Source organism: Rhizobium sp. ARZ01 (genome assembly GCF_014851675.1).
Lineage (GTDB): Bacteria > Pseudomonadota > Alphaproteobacteria > Rhizobiales > Rhizobiaceae > Mycoplana.
The window spans coordinates 49,337-64,621 of sequence record NZ_JACVAE010000003.1; the positions used below are offsets into that span (position 1 = coordinate 49,337).

The window sequence follows — 15,285 nt, forward strand, 5'->3', positions numbered from 1 at the left end:
GCTTTTCATGGGTCATGGACCTCGCATGAAATCGCCGAAGAGTCGAGGACATTCGCCGCGCTGCAGGCCTTCGGTCAGTCGAAGTCGAGGGCGTGCAACATCGTGCCGTTGCGCTTCAGCCAGCGCTTGGCCTCCTCGACGCGCGGGCACAGTTTTGCGCACAGGTTCCAGAACGCGGGGCCGTGGTTCATTTCGCGCAGATGTGCCACCTCGTGTGCCGCCAGATAATCTGTCACGAAGGGCGGCGCCATGACGATGCGCCAGGAAAAGCTGAGTGCACCATCGGCGGAGCACGACCCCCAGCGGCTACGCGTGTCCCGCAGCGTCAGCGAACGGACCTTGCGGCCGACCTTCGGCGCGTGGATCGCAACCCGCTCCTCCAGATCCCTCCGGGCCTCCTTCTTCAGGAAATCGCAGATCCGCCGCGGCACATGCTCGCTCAGGCCACTGACACGCAGGACCGGCTCGCCATCGACAAAGACGGCCTCCGTCAGGCCGCGCAGCTTGCCTGTCTCCTCGATGCGATGGGCGACGCCGCGAATGAAGATGTGATGACCGTCCGACAGCGCGCTGCGCGTCGAAAAGCGCGCAAGCTTGGTCATCAGCCACGCCTGGTGCCGGTCAAGAAAATCCCGGATCTCGCGTTCGGGAAGGCCAGTCGGCACTGTCATTTTCAGCGCCCGTCCGCCGGGTTCGATGCGCAATGTCAGCCTCGTGGCTTGGGCATTGTGGCGGATCGTCAGCGGCACACTCCTGCCATTCACCTCGACCTGCCTGATCTCGGGCGGTGGCGGCGTCCTCAGTGTCCGGCGGGGTTTCAGCAGAGAGGAGAACATTGCGTCCTTATTAGCCGATTCGCACCGCCTTTAAACCTCACAAAGCCGGCGCCGCGAGGGCGCCGGCAATCACTTCGAACAACTTGGCCGTCAGGCGCTCGGGGCGGCCGGAACCGAGCCGCCATTGCCGGAGCGGCGCTCCCGCATGAAGCGGTCGAACTCCTCTTTGTCCTTGGCCATGCGCAGTTCGCGCATATAGGCGTCGAATTCCTCGCGCATCTCGTCAAGCTTGCGGCGCTCTTCCTCGATGCGCTTCAGCTCGGCATCACGCCATTCATCGAAGGCAACGTTACCCGATCCGAAACCATGGCCGCGAAACCCGCGATGACGCCCGCGGCAGGAGGCGAAAAAGCCATCCGTAGCCTCGTTGGCATCCTTCTTGAAGCTTTTCAGCCGCTCGCCAAAAATGATGTAGGCAAGCATGGCCGGGCCCAGGGGCCAGAAGACCATAAAGCCCAGCACCATCAGCGCGATGGTCGCAGGCGTCCAGTCGGGACGCAGCATTGCTGACTGGTTCATTTGCAATCTTCCTCACATTCGGCCGATCGCCACCGTGGCGCCCGGTGATTTCGATGTGGTAAGACCGCGATCACGCTTCAAGACGCCGTCCGGCGGAATCGGACAAGCGCCTGAAAGCCCCACGCAAAATCAACTATGGGTTATTTCCCGGCGGCAGACTTACCGCCCTTGATGACGCGCGGGACCGGCTTTTCACCGCGGCCATGGGCAGCGATGAAGGAGAGGATGCGCGGGGCGATCTCGCGACGGAAGCGCGACCCGTTGAACACGCCATAATGACCGACATCCGGCTGCATATAGTGCATGCGCATATTTTCGGGGATGTTGGTGCAGATCGTCTGCGCGGCCTTGGTCTGGCCGACGCCGGAGATATCGTCGTTCTCGCCCTCTACCGTCAGCAGCGCCACGTTGCGGATCGCCGCCGTGTCGACGCGCCGGCCGCGATGTAGCATCTCCCCCTTCGGAAGGGCGTGTTTCATGAACACGGTCTCGACCGTCTGCAGGTAGAACTCGGCGGTCATATCCATCACTGCCAGGTATTCGTCGTAGAAATCGCGGTGCTTCTCAGCAGCATCGCCGTCGTTCTTGACGAGGTGCGCGAAAAACTCCTTGTGAGCGATCAGGTGCTTGTCGAGGTTCATCGACATGAAGCCGGAAAGCTGCAGGAAGCCGGGATAGACCATGCGCATGAAGCCGGGCTGCGGCCACGGCACCGGCATGATGACGTTATCGCGGAACCAGTCGATCGGGCGTTCCTCGGCAAGCCGGTTCACCGCGGTCGGGTTGACGCGCGTATCGATCGGCCCGCCCATCAGCGTCATCGTCGAGGGCGAGAGCGGGTCGCCCTCCTCTTCCATGCGGGCGACAGCAGCGAGTACGGGCACGGATGGCTGACAGACCGCCATCACGTGCGTGTCCGGTCCCAGCGCGTGCAGCATCTGGATGATGTAGTCGATAAAATCGTCGAGATCGAAGCTGCCTTCCGACAGCGGCACCATCCTGGCATCTACCCAGTCCGTGATGTAGATTTCGGCGTTCGGAAGCAGGGTTTCGACCGTGCCGCGCAGGAGCGTCGCGTAGTGGCCCGACATCGGCGCCACCATCAGGACTTTCGGATCGCGGCGATGGCCGGCCGGCAGGCAGCGCTCGAAATGAACGAGATTGCAGAAGGGGCGCTGCCAGACGATTTTCTCGTGGACGGAGACGGTCTGGCCATCGATCACGATTTCATCGAGACCGAACGCCGGCTTGCCGTAGCGTCGCGTCGCGCGCTCCAGAACCTCAAGCCCGGCAGCCATAGACCTTCCGAAGTGAGTGTGCGAGAGCGGGTTGAGCGGGTTGCTGTAGGCCAGCCGCATCTGATCGGCGACGGCGCGCCAGGGCGCCATCATGGCGTGATTCAATTCGTAGAGCTGGTAGTACATTGGGAGGCATCACCCCGTGAACTTTTGGAAACCATGGTTCCCTTCGGGCGCGTTGCGCTCGTTGCATACCGCTGGTCGCGATTGTTTACACATTATCAGGTTTTCGCTGCAGCGCAACAGAACCGCGGCGGCGCTCAACCCAACATACGCAAGTAGTGATTACGGCGAGACGGCTGGATTCAGCCCGTCCAGCCGCCATCAATCACATAGGCCTGGCCGGTGGTGTAGGTGGCTCCGGAGAGATAGACCGCAAGATCGGCGATCTCGTCAGGCGTTCCGATCCGGCCCATCGGCTGGCGCGCTATGAAGGCGGCGCGCGCCGCCTCATAGTCGCCGCCGGCGCGCATGCGCTCCTGCAGGGACGGGCTCTCGACCGTGCCCGGACAGATGGCATTGCAACGGATGTTCTGGCCAACATAGTCGGCGGCGACAGACTTCGTCAGGCCGATCACCGCTGCCTTCGTTACCGAATAAGCAAAGCGGTTCGAGACACCCTTGATACTGCTTGCGACCGAAGACATGTTGACGATCGCGCCGCCGCCCCGCGCCAGCATACCCGGCAGAACGGCCCGGAGCGTACGTACCATCGAACGGACATTCAGATCCCAGGCAAACTCCAGTTCCTCATCCTTGGCGTCGAGGATGGTTCCGCCATGGACGACGCCGGCACAGTTGAACAGGATGTCGATCGCGCCAATCTCGGCAACGGCTGTCTTCACCGCAGACTCGTCACGAACGTCGAGAAGGCGCGTCGAAATACCTTCCGCCCCAAGCGTCTGGATCGCCGCGGCATTGATGTCCGTTGCGATCACGCTTGCGCCGGCACGCTTGTAAGCCAGCGCCGAGGCGCGGCCGATCCCCTGCCCTGCAGCCGTTACCAGCGCTGTTTTTCCCGCCAGGCTATCGCTCATGTTCCCATCCTCGCATTTGAAATTCGTTCGTTGACTGCTAGTAGCACGGCTGATGGTCAGCCAGCGACGTTCACCACTGCCTTGATCAAGCCGTCCTTTCGGGTCGCCCAGCGCGCAAGATCGTGGGGGACCGCGTCGAGAGTCGTCCGGTGCGTCACCAGAGCTTCGACCGGCACATGGCCCGTTTCGATCGAGGCCACGACATGCCTGAAGTCCTCGGCCGTCGCGTTGCGGCTGCCGACCAGCGTCATTTCCCGCTTGTGGAACTCTGGATCGGCAAAACGGATCTCGTCCTTCACGACACTGACAAACACCAGCGCACCGCCATGTGCGACATAGGAAAAGGCGGTCTCCATCGACTGAACGTATCCAGTCGCGTCGAAGACGACATCAAATCCCTCGCCTTGCGTAAGGTCTACGAGAACCTCGGGCGCATTCGCATCCGCCACCACGCCACGTAAGCCGAGGCGTTCGCTGGCCATCGCCAGGCGTTCGGCAGACGTGTCGAGCAGGGTCACATCATGACCGGCGATGCGGGAAAAAAGTGCCGTGCCGAGTCCGATCGGGCCGGCACCGATCACGAGGGAACGCGACGCCATTGGCGCCTGCGCGCGACGGACCGCATGCGCACCGATCGCCAAAAACTCGACCGTCGCGGCCGCCTCCAGCGACAGCCCGCCGGCCGGGTACAGGTTCCCCGCCGCCACCACGATCTCCTCGCAGAAGGCACCGTCCGTGTGGACGCCGAGCACCTTGATCGCCACGCAGCAATTCGGCTTGCCTTTGCGGCAGGCAATGCAGGTTCCGCAGGAAATGTAAGGGTTGACGATCACCGGCTGGCCCCTCACCAACCCGCTCTCCGCCGGCGCTTCAAGCACGGTCGCAGATATCTCGTGTCCCATGATGCGGGGGTATTCGAGGAAGGGGTGCTTGCCCTCGAAGATGTGGTAGTCGGTGCCACAGATTCCAACGTGGCTGACGGCAATCCGCGCCCACCCCTCCGGCATGGCCGACGGTTTCGGTCGCTCGATGATTTCGAGCCGGCCCGGCTCCTGGCACACGATGGCGCGCATGGCAAAATCTCCCGGCGGGCCGACGCGTGATGGGCGCCGGTCAGGTGGTTCTCGAGCGGGTGTCTTCGCTTCAGCTTCAGCGGCTTCCGCGGCGGCGAAGCTGGTCGAAATAGACGATGACGATGATCAGCAGGCCGGTGATGATGCGCTGCCAGAACGAATTGACGTTCAGGAGATTCGCGCCGTTGTTGATCGTGGCCAGAATGAAAGCGCCGATCAGCGGCCCATGAACCGAGCCGACCGCGCCGAAAAGACTGGTGCCGCCGATCACCGAGGACGCGATCGCTTGCAGTTCCCATCCTTCCGCCTGCGTCGCATTGCCGATGCCGATACGCGAGGCGAGCAAAACGCCGACGAAGGCCGCGCAGGTCGCGGACAGGATGTAAGCCATATAGATCGTGCGGTTGACGTTGACGCCGGAAAGGCGAGCAGCCTCGCTGTTGGAGCCGACGGCGAACAGATAGCGGCCCCAGCGGCTCAGGTGCAGGAAAACATAGGCCGGCACGGCAATCAGGATCACCATCCAGAACAGGCTCGGGATGCCGAGAAAATCGGCGCGGGCAAAATTGGTGAACGTCTCGTTGGTGATCGAGATCGTCGAGCCGTTGGTGATCAGAAGGCCGATGCCGCGCAGGGAGGTCAGCGTCGCGAGCGTGATGATGAACGGTGGAAGGCCCATGCGCACGATGCCGAAGCCATGGAAGGCGCCGATGGCGACGCCCAGCAGCAGCGTGGCCACGATCGCCATCCAGAGCGGCACGCCTGCCTGCAGCAGCCAGGCGAGGATGACGCTGGAAAAGCCGACGATCGCACCGACCGACAGGTCGATGCCGGCGGTGATGATGACGAAGGTCTGGCCAACGGCCAGGATCGCCGTCATCGCTCCCTGGCGCAACAGGTTCGAGATGTTCAGAGGCGTCCAGAAGCTTGCGGTGACGAACCCGAGCGCGATCCAGAGGAGGAGCAACAGACCGATTAGCGTCAGGCTGAAGAGGACGTTCATCCCGCGCCGCGGGGCGGCGGCCGCGGCTTCCGTTGAAGTGATGGTCATTCTTGCTTCTCCCTCTTCATTCTTGTCTTTGCTCAGACGCCAATCGCTTCGCCGAGCACGTCTTCGTGGGTCGCACCATGGAATTCGTGGCTGCCGACGAGCCTGCCGCCACGGAACACATGCAGCCGATCCGCGAGTTCGTAGACCTCCGGCAGATAGGAGGAGATCAGGATGATGCCGGCCCCCTCCTTCAGGAGCTTGGCAAAGAGCCGGTAGATCTCCGCTTTCGTACCGACGTCCACCCCGACGGTCGGCTCATCGAAGATGAAGAGCCGAGCGCCGTGGCTCAGCCACTTGCCGATAACAATTTTCTGCTGGTTGCCGCCCGACATCGACGAGACGAGCACGCGTCGGCTCGGGGTCTTGACGCTGAGGTCGCGGATCTGCTTGTCAGCATTTGCGGCCTCCTCGGCGCGGCCGATCACCGGGCCGTGGCTCAGTTTTCTGAATACGGGAAGATTGATGTTGAGACCGATCGGCAGGTTGAGGCAAAGCCCCTGATCGCGCCGGCTTTCCGGGGCAAGTGCGATGCCCAGCTCCATCGCCGTCCGCTCGTTCTTGATGTCCACCTTCCTGCCCATCCAGTGAATCTCGCCGGTGGAAATCGGATGGCGCCCGTAGAGGCCGAGTGCAAACTCGCTGCGGCCGGCGCCAATCAGGCCATATAGGCCGACGATCTCGCCCGCCCGCACCGACAGCGAAATGTCCTCGAAACCCGGACCGGAGAGACTACGCGTTTCGAGGATCGTTTCGCCGAACGGGATCTCCTCCTTGTGGTAGATCTGCTCGATCGTGCGGTTGATCATCAGCGCAATCAGCTCGTTCTCATTGGTTTCACCGATATTCCGCGTGCCGACGTGCGTGCCATCCCGCAGAACCGAGACCCGGTCGGCCAATTCGAAAACTTCTTCCATGCGATGGCTGATGTAGACGATCGTCACACCCTCGCTCTGGAGGCGGCGGATCAACTTGAAGAGTTGGGCGGACTCCTGGCGCGTCAGATAGGCGGTCGGCTCGTCAAAGATGAGGAACTGCGTGCCGCGCATGGCCGCACGTGCCGTGGCGACGAGTTGCTGCTGGCCGATGGTCAACGAACCGAGCGGCACGGCAGCCGGCAGGCCGAAGCCGAGATCGTCGAGGACGGCCTGGGCCATCTTCTCCATCTGCTTCTTCCGCATCAGCCCGTTCCGGTTTACCTCGTCGCCGAGAAAGAGATTTGCCGCCACGGTCAGGTGCGGGCAGAGGACGACTTCCTGATGCACCGCATTGATGCCGCGAGCGATTGCCTCGTTGGGCGTGGCGAGGGCAACCGGGTGACCACACCAGAGCACCTCGCCGGCGGTGCGGGTGATGACCCCAGTCAGGAGCTTGATGAGGGTCGATTTACCCGCACCGTTCTCGCCGACGATTGCGTGGATTTCGCCCGCCAGAAACGTCATCGTCGCCGGCTTCAGCGCCTGCACGTAGCCGTAGTTCTTTTGCAAGCCCTTCAATTCGAGGATCGGAGTGCCCGCGGGAACGCGGTTTCCTTCGGTCAACAGCGCGTCATCGTGGCGATGCGCGATCTCTTCCAGCCCACTCATGGACCACTCCTCCCTTTTGCGAACCGATGCGATCTCGCGCTCGCACCGACCGCGCTGCTTCCAAAGAAACGATCGCGCCTGCTTAGAGGCCGGCGCGATCGCAAGATGCTTAGTTGACCTTCGGATTGATGAGCGCTTCGATCTTCGGCTCGCTCATGTTGGCCTTCGTTACGAGATTTGCACCCGTGTCGACATTGGCCTCCACCTTCTCGCCCTTGGAAACGGCAAGGGCGGTCTTCACGCCGTCATAGCCCATACGGTAGGGGTCCTGCACGACGAGGCCTGCCAGCGAGCCTTCCTTCAGGAAGCCGACCGTCTTGTCGTCGCTGTCAAAGGCAATGACCTTGATCTTGTCGCCGAGCTTGTTTTCCGCAATCGCCTGACCAACGCCCTGCCCCAGGATCAGGTTCGAGGCGAAGACACCGACGAGATTCGGATTGGCGGTGATCAGGTCCGTCATCATGTTAAGCCCGGTCGTCGCCTGGCCATCCCCGTACTTGTCGGCAATGACCTTGAGGCCGGGGTACTTCGTCTTGACCTGGTCCAGGAAGCCCTCGCGGCGCTGCTCGAGCGAGCCGACGCCCGGAAGATTGGTCAGGATCACGACCTCGCCCTCTTCCTTGCCGGTCATTTCCTTGATTGCCGCTGCCAGGCCATCGGCAGCGATGCGGCCGCCCTGAACGTTGTCGGTCGTCAGGAACGACGTGAATGCCTTGGAATCTGCGGCCGAGTCGATGCCGATGATTGGCACGGCCTTTGCCGCTTCGTCGATCGGCTTGCCGAGCGCCTTGAACTCGGTCGGTGCGATCACGACCGCAGCCGGCTTGCCGGCGACGGCGTTTTCGAGAATGCTGATCTGGCCGTTGATGTCGGCTTCCGACTGCGCGCCCAGTTCCGGCACGTTCACACCGAGATCCTTGCCTGCCGCCCGAGCGCCGGCGAGCACGATCTGCCAGTAGAAGGAGGTCGTGTCCTTGACGATGATCGGAATGGTGACGTCCTGCGCGAAAGACGCGGCCGGCGACATCGTCGCGAAAACGGCGGCGCCGGCAAGCGCCGTGAAGGCGCGTCGGGACAGAAGCGATTTGGCAATGCGCATTATGTTCTCCTCTCTGGGTGCGTTCTCCTCCAAGAAACCGGACCGCTGAACGCTGGCGGATCGATTTTTATCTATAAAAAACAGTTATGCAGGCAAGCTAGCCGAGGTAAGCCCGCTTTGCAAGCCGGTTGGACCGCGTCAAATCTCCCTGCTCGCGCCTATCCGGAGCGCCTTCATCGAATGCCTCCTCCGTTGCTTTTCCAGTGTTTGTCCGCCCCTCCAATCGCCGAGCGGACTGATCCATGCGACAAGTGAAACATCGGTTCCACTAAATTGTCAACGCGGAACATTCGTTCTATTTGTGCCGCGCGTCTACAGCATTAGACCCTGAACACCTCATGTGGATGCACAACACCCTTCTTGAGAATGATGTTGCCATAGAGCCGGAACTCGGTGGTGGCAACGATATAGGACGCCTTCTTTGCCATCTCGTAGAACGCAAAGCGCTCTACCGAATGTATCGTGAAATTGCCGGCAAGCCGGCTGACGATTTTCTGGAACTCGACACAAACCGGCGGCACGGCGGACGGATCGTCGACGACCTGCATCCGCCAGGCGGCCTCCGGCACGAAAGTGTCGAGAGGCATGTGCGACAGCACGGCCTCCGTCATGGCAAGCGCATCGACACCATCCGCCCGGATGACTTTCGGCCCCATGGAGCCTGCTGGAAAGTTTGCGTCCGCAATGACGATGTCGTCCCCGTGCCCCATAGTTCGCAGCGCATGCAACAGATCAGGTCCGAGAAGGGGGTGGATACCTTTCAACATGCGTTACATTCCCTCCCGTTGGACTATTGGCGGACAGCATCGGGACCGAGCGGCGGCGCAACCAGGCTGTAGGCGTTCGCCTCCACATAAAACTCCTCCGGCACTCGGGACCTAGTCAACTCGGCATTGCGATGGAGGCTTGACGGTTTGGCGGTGCCGAGCAAGACGGAGGCGACAGCCGGATGCCGAAGCGGAAACTGCATGGCGGCGGCGGCCAGCGGCACGCCGTTCGCATTGGCAAGCTCCTCCAGCGCACGGACACGCGAAAGCACGTCCTGGGTCGCCGGCATGTAGTCGAAATGCGCGCCTTCGACGGCGCCCGTCGCCAGGATGCCGGAATTGAAAACGCCGCCCACAACAACGGACGTGTTTCTCTTCAGGCAGAGTGGCAGAAGTTCTTCGACAGCCGAACGGTCCAGCAGAGTGTAACGTCCAGCGAGAAGAACGCAGTCGATCGATGCGCCCTTCATGACTTCCAGACAGACGGGAACCTCGTTGACCCCAAGCCCATAAGCCTTGATCGTCCCGGACGATTTCAGCTCCTCGAGCGCTTTCAGACCCGAGTCCATCAGCGCCCGGAGATGGAGTGCGTTGCGCTCCGCCCCGTGCGTATAGCCGCCAATGTCGTGGACATAGAGCATGTCGATCCGGTTCAGGCCGAGCCGGGCATAACTTAGCTCCACCGACCGCATGATGCCATCGTAGCTGTAGTCGTAGCGCACATCGAAGGGCAGTGGATCGACATAGCCGTAGTTCGGCACCTTGTCGTCGGCGACCGGGACCATGATCCGCCCGACCTTGGTGGACAGGGTCCACTCCCCCTTCGGCTTACTGCGCAGGAAATCTCCCGTCTCGCGCTCGGCAAGGCCGAAGCCGTACCAGGGTGCGGTGTCGAAATAGCGCATCCCCTCGTCCCAAGCCGCCTGCAGCGTTTCCATCGCGACATCGCGCGGGCAGGCGCGATAGAGGCCGCCGAGCGCGGCGGTGCCGAAGCTGTACTCGGTAACGGCAAGACCTGTCGTGCCGATGGTCTTTGTCCGCATGCTTCCCCTTGATTGCCCGCCCCCGCTCACACCTCAGTTGCGCGCGCATATTTCTTTGGTTTGCAGGATCCGGCTTGATAGCAGGTTATCCATTTCTGTCTTTTATCTACAATAGACAGATTAAGGTCAATGGGTATTATGTCCCGGAGTGCTTCGCGAGGGAGAACGGTATGCGTGCGTCCGCGTCACATCCGTCTGGCTAATGCGCCTGCCACCGCTTATGGGAGCACAACACCACAATTCGACCGGCGAGATCCATGGCCAAGCAAAACACCGTGTTCAAGGACGCCTTCAATCGTTGCCTCGGACTGATCGAGGGGAACGACACGCTTGCCTCGGAGCCGGAGCTCGGCAGCCAGCTCGGCGTCAGCCGGACCACCGTGCGGGCGATCCTTGCCAGGCTCGAGGAAATCGGGCTGATCGAATGGTCCAAGCGCAGCAAGGTCGTGCTTCGCAAACCCGTGCAATCAGACTATTTCCCGACGGAGGAAACCGACTCGCTTTCGGAGATCATCGAACGCAGCTTCATGCGGCGTATCCTTGCCGGCGGCGCCGAGCCCGGTATGCAGATTAACGAGCTTGAACTCGCCCGGGAGATCGGCACCGGAACCACCAGCGTACGCGAATTCCTCATCCGCTTCAGCCGTTTCGGACTGATCGAGAAGCGGCCGAACAGCCATTGGGTACTGAAGGGATTTACGCCCGAGTTCGCGCTGGAACTGACCGAGGTGCGCGAAATGTTCGAGCTGCGCTCCGCCGCCGCCTTCGCCAACCTGCCGGACAACCACTCGGCCTGGGCGGAGCTGGATGCAATCGCCGCCCTTCATCGCGAAATCCTCGCCGACGTCGAAAATCGCTACCGCGAATTTTCGGAACTGGACGAGCGGTTTCACCTGTTCGTGCACAAGGCCTCGAAGAACCGCTTCATTATCGATTTCTATGACATCATCGCCATCGTATTTCACTACCACTACCAGTGGAACAAGACGAACGCGCGCCAACGCAATGCGCGCGCGCTGGAGGAGCATCTCGCCTATATCGAGGCCCTGCAGTCCCGTGACCCAGCGCGAATCGATGAAGCCTGCCGGCGGCACCTGAAGTCCGCCCGCGAGACTTTGTTGCAGTCGATCAACTAACCGGCAATCGACCGGATAAAGGGCATCGGCTTCAGTAACCGCTGCCCTTCCCGTCAGTCGCGGCGGCTATCCCGAGAAAGTCCCGGCGCAACCCGTCCATCGCCTTGACCAGGCAATTGACGTCCGTGCCGATCGCCATGAAATCGGCGCCCATGGCGCGGTATTCATGCGCCTGTTCCGGAACAACGGTCATGATGCCTCGCGCCTTGCCGTGCTTGTGAATGCGCTCGAAGGCGTCGCGGATTGCCTCTCGCACCGGCGCAGCCGAAGGCTGACCGAGATAGCCCATGTCGGCGGCGAGGTCGGACGGACCGATGAACAGGCCATCCACACCGTCGATTGCGGCGATCTCGTCAAGCGCAGCCAACGCGGCACGGCTCTCGATCTGCACGATCAGGCAGATCTCGTCGTTTGCCGTCGTCAGATATTCGGGCGTTCGGTTGAAATCGCTGGCCCGTCCGAGCCCCGCACCGACGCCGCGAATCCCGGCCGGCGGGTAGCGGACGGCGCGCACGAGCGCACGCGCCTGCTCGGCCGTTTCGACCATGGGGATGAGAAAGGTCTGGGCGCCCTGATCCAACAACTGCTTCAACAGCCAGGCCTCGCCCATGGGCGGGCGGACGATCGGGTGGCTGGCGGTATCGCGCACGGCACCGATCTGCGCGCTCAGCAGCGGCATATCGTTCGGACCGTGTTCACCATCCAGCAGGAGCCAGTCGTAACCGCTACCAGACGCGATTTCGGCAGCGTAAGCGCTGCCAAGCGCAACCCAGAGGCCGAGCTGAAACCGGTCCTCACGAAGGGCGGCCTTGAAGGTGTTCTTCGGAGCGGGCATGCGCGAATCCTTGGTGCGATAAGAACTTGCGGTTCACCGGCCGGGTTGATCCGGCCGGTGAAGGATCATTGTCGATCAGTTGATGCCGCCGAGGCAGACATACTTCATCTCGGTGAATTCCTCGATCCCGTATTTCGAACCTTCGCGGCCGAGACCCGAGAGCTTGACGCCACCGAACGGCGCTTCCGCCGTCGAGATCAGACCCGTATTGACGCCCACCATGCCGTATTCCAACGCTTCGGCGACACGGAACACGCGGGCAAGATCCTTGGCGTAGAAGTAGGAGGCAAGGCCGAATTCGGTATCGTTTGCCTGCGCGATCACATCCACCTCATCCTTGAACCGGAAGAGCGGCGCCACCGGACCAAAGGTTTCCTCGCGGGCGACGGCCATTTCCGGGGTCACATCCGCAATGACGGTCGCTTCGAAAAAAGTGCCGCCGAGCGCGTGGCGCTTGCCGCCCTGCACGACGCGGCCACCCTTCGATACGGCGTCGGACACGTGCTCTTCGACCTTGGCAAGCGCGGCCTGATCGATCAGCGGCCCGAGAATGACACCTTCATCGAAACCGTTACCAGTCTTCAACTTGCCGACGGCGGCTGCGAGCTTTTCGGCGAAGGCGTCATAGATGCCGTCCTGCGCATAAATGCGGTTGGCGCAGACGCAGGTCTGGCCGTTGTTGCGGAACTTCGCAATCAGGGCCCCTTCAACGGCGGCGTCTAGGTCGGCATCATCGAAGACGATGAAAGGTGCATTGCCGCCAAGCTCGAGGCCGAGCTTCTTGATGGTCGGCGCGCTCTGGCGGTAAAGCTCCGCGCCGATCTCGGTCGAGCCGGTAAAGGTCAGCTTGCGTACTGTCGGGTTTGCGGTCATTTCCGCGCCGATCGCCGCGGCCGACCCGGTGATGACGCTGAACAGACCTGCAGGCAGGCCGGCGCGCTCGGCGAGCACGGCGATCGCAATCGCCGAGAACGGCGTCTGCGACGCCGGCTTCAAGACCATGGCGCAGCCAGCAGCAAAGGCCGGCCCGGCCTTGCGCGTGATCATTGCGTTCGGGAAGTTCCAGGGTGTGATCGCGGCGACAACGCCGATCGGCTGCTTCATCACCAGGATGCGTTTGTCCTTCTGGTGGCCGGGCATGATATCGCCGTAGAGACGACGTGCTTCCTCGGCAAACCACTCGACGAAGCTCGCTCCGTAGGCGATCTCGCCCTTGGCTTCCGCCAGCGGCTTGCCCTGCTCCATCGTCAGGATGCGGCCGAGATCGTCCTGGTTCGCCATAATCAGTTCGAACCACTTCCGAAGGATCGCCGAACGCTCCTTGGCAGTACGGGCGGCCCACTCCTTCTGAGCCTTCTCGGCCGCAGCAATCGCTTCCTTCGTCTCGGCCGCGCCGAGCTTCGGTACATAGCCCACAAGTTCGCCCGTAGCGGGGTTCTTTACCGCGATTGCGGTCTGCGGGTCGGCGTCGATCCAGCGGGTACCGACGGGGGCTGCCTGGCGCAGAAGGGTCGGATCTTTGAGGCTCATGAAGGTGTCTCCTCGCTTCATTTTATTTCGCGCGGTTATAGGCTCTTTCGCGCCATCTCGACAATCACGTCGAAGGCAGTTTCCGCGTCCGTCTCCGTCATCTCGAACTGTCCCGCCTGGAAACGGATGACGAGGCGTCCGTCCACGCGTGTCTGCGTCAGATAGATGCGACCATCATCGTTGATCGCGTTTAGGAGCGCCTGATTGTGCTGATCCATGTCCCCATCCGTCCAGTGGCGGAAGGAGAAAAGGGACAGCACAGGGTCCGTGACGATCTCGAAATCCGGCTCCGCGGCGAGGCGCTGCGCTAGGCTCTGCGACCAGGCCACGTGATTGCGGATCGTCGTCTTCAAACCGGACAATCCGTGATAGCGGATAAGGAACCAGAGTTTCAGCGCTCGAAAACGCCGGCCGAGCGGTACCGACCATTCAGAATAGTTGATGAAGCCGTCCTTGCCGTGCGTCTTCAGATACTCCGGCTGAATCGCCAGCGTACGCACGAGATCCTCCGGATTGCGAAGAAAATGCGCCGAGCAGTCAAACTGGGCGCCCAGCCACTTGTGTGGATTGAAGACGACCGAATCGGCAACTTCAACCCCCCTCCACAGCGTCCGGAATTCCTCACAGATCATAGCGGCCCCCGCCCAGGCGGCGTCGACATGGACATAGAGACCATAGCGTCGCGCAACCTCAACGACAGCGGCAACATCATCACAGGCACCTGTACTGGTGCCGCCCGTGCATGCAACGATGCCGGCCGGCCGATAGCCGGATTCCAGATCGCTAACGATAGCGGTGTCCAGCGCTTCGACGTCCATGCCGCGCAGCGGCCCCTTCACCGGAATCCGCACCAGGTTCTCCTCGCCGATACCGGATACCCAGATGGCGCGGTCGATCGAGGTGTGGACCTGCCCAGAGGCATAGACCCGAACACGGTCTCCCCCCGACAAGCCGATCTTGTTGCCGTTCCAATGCAGCGCTCTTTCTCGCATGACGAGCACAGCGGCGAGTGTCGCCGAGGAGGCGGAGTCCTGGATCACGCCGGCAAAGCTATCTGGTAGGCCAATCGCCTGACGCAGCCAGTCCAGTACCTTCGTCTCGAGTTCTGTCGCCGCAGGTGAGGTCTGCCAGAGCATGCATTGCGCAGCCATTGCACTGACGAGGTATTCAGCGACGACGGAAACCGGCGCCGCATTGGCTGGAAAATAGGCGAAGAACCGCGGGTGCTGCCAGTGGGTCATTCCCGGCACGATCACGTCTTCGAAGTCCGCGAAGATCCGTTCCATGGGTTCGCCAGCTTCGGGCGGCGCCCCCGGAATCCTGGCCGCGGTTTCACCCGGCGTCATGGCAGGTCTCACGGGACGTTCGCGAATGGTTGCACGGTAGTCCGCCCCCCATTCGGCCGCTTTGGTTGACCACTCCCTGAATGCATTTGAATCCATTGCACACCTCTCTCCAGCTGCGTAATTAACATAAAA

General features: G+C 61.8%; 14 protein-coding genes. 1 reads left to right on the plus strand and 13 read right to left on the minus strand.

Annotated features, from left to right (window positions below; translation table 11 throughout):
- Positions 1 to 74: 74 nt before the first annotated feature.
- From IB238_RS17700 to IB238_RS17745, 10 genes are all read right to left on the minus strand, one after another.
- On the minus strand, positions 75 to 836 hold the full coding sequence (locus tag IB238_RS17700) for a M48 family metallopeptidase (protein ID WP_192249910.1): 762 nt from the start codon (positions 834 to 836) through the stop codon (positions 75 to 77).
- 90 nt (positions 837 to 926) lie between these two features.
- Positions 927 to 1,355, minus strand: a complete 429-nt coding sequence (locus IB238_RS17705) for a DUF2852 domain-containing protein (RefSeq protein WP_192249913.1) — start codon at positions 1,353 to 1,355, stop codon at positions 927 to 929.
- Positions 1,356 to 1,495: 140 nt separating this feature from the next.
- A complete protein-coding gene (gene phaZ, locus IB238_RS17710; protein ID WP_192249916.1) occupies positions 1,496 to 2,779 on the minus strand; it encodes a polyhydroxyalkanoate depolymerase in 1,284 nt (427 codons plus the stop codon).
- A gap of 179 nt (positions 2,780 to 2,958) precedes the next feature.
- Positions 2,959 to 3,690: an SDR family oxidoreductase gene (locus IB238_RS17715; RefSeq protein ID WP_192249919.1), complete on the minus strand. Its 732-nt coding sequence runs from the start codon at positions 3,688 to 3,690 to the stop codon at positions 2,959 to 2,961.
- A gap of 56 nt (positions 3,691 to 3,746) precedes the next feature.
- Positions 3,747 to 4,763, minus strand: a complete 1,017-nt coding sequence (locus IB238_RS17720) for a zinc-binding alcohol dehydrogenase family protein (protein WP_192249922.1) — start codon at positions 4,761 to 4,763, stop codon at positions 3,747 to 3,749.
- Positions 4,764 to 4,839: 76 nt separating this feature from the next.
- Complete coding sequence (locus tag IB238_RS17725) at positions 4,840 to 5,814, minus strand: ABC transporter permease (protein WP_192249925.1); 975 nt, start codon at positions 5,812 to 5,814, stop codon at positions 4,840 to 4,842.
- Between the two features lie 32 nt (positions 5,815 to 5,846).
- Positions 5,847 to 7,397 carry a sugar ABC transporter ATP-binding protein gene (locus tag IB238_RS17730; RefSeq protein WP_192249928.1) on the minus strand — a complete coding sequence of 517 codons (1,551 nt, stop codon included), beginning with the start codon at positions 7,395 to 7,397 and terminating at the stop codon, positions 5,847 to 5,849.
- Positions 7,398 to 7,506: 109 nt separating this feature from the next.
- Complete coding sequence (locus tag IB238_RS17735; RefSeq protein WP_192249932.1) at positions 7,507 to 8,496, minus strand: ABC transporter substrate-binding protein; 990 nt, start codon at positions 8,494 to 8,496, stop codon at positions 7,507 to 7,509.
- 320 nt (positions 8,497 to 8,816) lie between these two features.
- Positions 8,817 to 9,263, minus strand: a complete 447-nt coding sequence (locus IB238_RS17740; RefSeq protein ID WP_192249935.1) for an RbsD/FucU domain-containing protein — start codon at positions 9,261 to 9,263, stop codon at positions 8,817 to 8,819.
- A gap of 23 nt (positions 9,264 to 9,286) precedes the next feature.
- Entirely contained in the window at positions 9,287 to 10,306 is a 1,020-nt protein-coding gene (locus IB238_RS17745) for an aldo/keto reductase (protein ID WP_192249938.1), read from the minus strand.
- 257 nt (positions 10,307 to 10,563) lie between these two features.
- Between IB238_RS17745 and IB238_RS17750 the strand changes: the two genes are divergently transcribed.
- The gene (locus IB238_RS17750) at positions 10,564 to 11,442 is read left to right on the plus strand and encodes a GntR family transcriptional regulator (RefSeq protein ID WP_192249942.1); all 879 of its coding nucleotides are present in this window, start codon (positions 10,564 to 10,566) and stop codon (positions 11,440 to 11,442) included.
- A 31-nt stretch (positions 11,443 to 11,473) separates the two neighbouring features.
- Here IB238_RS17750 and IB238_RS17755 read toward each other — a convergent pair whose 3' ends face one another.
- From IB238_RS17755 to IB238_RS17765, 3 genes are all read right to left on the minus strand, one after another.
- Positions 11,474 to 12,277, minus strand: coding sequence for an HpcH/HpaI aldolase/citrate lyase family protein (locus IB238_RS17755; RefSeq protein WP_192249944.1), 804 nt, complete (start codon positions 12,275 to 12,277; stop codon positions 11,474 to 11,476).
- Between the two features lie 75 nt (positions 12,278 to 12,352).
- A complete protein-coding gene (gene gabD / locus IB238_RS17760) occupies positions 12,353 to 13,807 on the minus strand; it encodes an NADP-dependent succinate-semialdehyde dehydrogenase (protein WP_192249946.1) in 1,455 nt (484 codons plus the stop codon).
- Positions 13,808 to 13,842: 35 nt separating this feature from the next.
- A complete protein-coding gene (locus IB238_RS17765; RefSeq protein ID WP_192249948.1) occupies positions 13,843 to 15,249 on the minus strand; it encodes a pyridoxal-dependent decarboxylase in 1,407 nt (468 codons plus the stop codon).
- Positions 15,250 to 15,285: the final 36 nt, after the last annotated feature.

What these genes read in the sequence shown, in the direction of transcription:
- IB238_RS17700 (WP_192249910.1), bottom strand. Translation starts at nt 836, where the DNA reads ATGTTCTCCTCTCTGCTGAAACCCCGCCGGACACTGAGGACGCCGCCA.
- IB238_RS17705 (WP_192249913.1), bottom strand. Translation starts at nt 1,355, where the DNA reads ATGAACCAGTCAGCAATGCTGCGTCCCGACTGGACGCCTGCGACCATC.
- phaZ (WP_192249916.1), bottom strand. Translation starts at nt 2,779, where the DNA reads ATGTACTACCAGCTCTACGAATTGAATCACGCCATGATGGCGCCCTGG.
- IB238_RS17715 (WP_192249919.1), bottom strand. Translation starts at nt 3,690, where the DNA reads ATGAGCGATAGCCTGGCGGGAAAAACAGCGCTGGTAACGGCTGCAGGG.
- IB238_RS17720 (WP_192249922.1), bottom strand. Translation starts at nt 4,763, where the DNA reads ATGCGCGCCATCGTGTGCCAGGAGCCGGGCCGGCTCGAAATCATCGAG.
- IB238_RS17725 (WP_192249925.1), bottom strand. Translation starts at nt 5,814, where the DNA reads ATGACCATCACTTCAACGGAAGCCGCGGCCGCCGCCCCGCGGCGCGGG.
- IB238_RS17730 (WP_192249928.1), bottom strand. Translation starts at nt 7,397, where the DNA reads ATGAGTGGGCTGGAAGAGATCGCGCATCGCCACGATGACGCGCTGTTG.
- IB238_RS17735 (WP_192249932.1), bottom strand. Translation starts at nt 8,496, where the DNA reads ATGCGCATTGCCAAATCGCTTCTGTCCCGACGCGCCTTCACGGCGCTT.
- IB238_RS17740 (WP_192249935.1), bottom strand. Translation starts at nt 9,263, where the DNA reads ATGTTGAAAGGTATCCACCCCCTTCTCGGACCTGATCTGTTGCATGCG.
- IB238_RS17745 (WP_192249938.1), bottom strand. Translation starts at nt 10,306, where the DNA reads ATGCGGACAAAGACCATCGGCACGACAGGTCTTGCCGTTACCGAGTAC.
- IB238_RS17750 (WP_192249942.1), top strand. Translation starts at nt 10,564, where the DNA reads ATGGCCAAGCAAAACACCGTGTTCAAGGACGCCTTCAATCGTTGCCTC.
- IB238_RS17755 (WP_192249944.1), bottom strand. Translation starts at nt 12,277, where the DNA reads ATGCCCGCTCCGAAGAACACCTTCAAGGCCGCCCTTCGTGAGGACCGG.
- gabD (WP_192249946.1), bottom strand. Translation starts at nt 13,807, where the DNA reads ATGAGCCTCAAAGATCCGACCCTTCTGCGCCAGGCAGCCCCCGTCGGT.
- IB238_RS17765 (WP_192249948.1), bottom strand. Translation starts at nt 15,249, where the DNA reads ATGGATTCAAATGCATTCAGGGAGTGGTCAACCAAAGCGGCCGAATGG.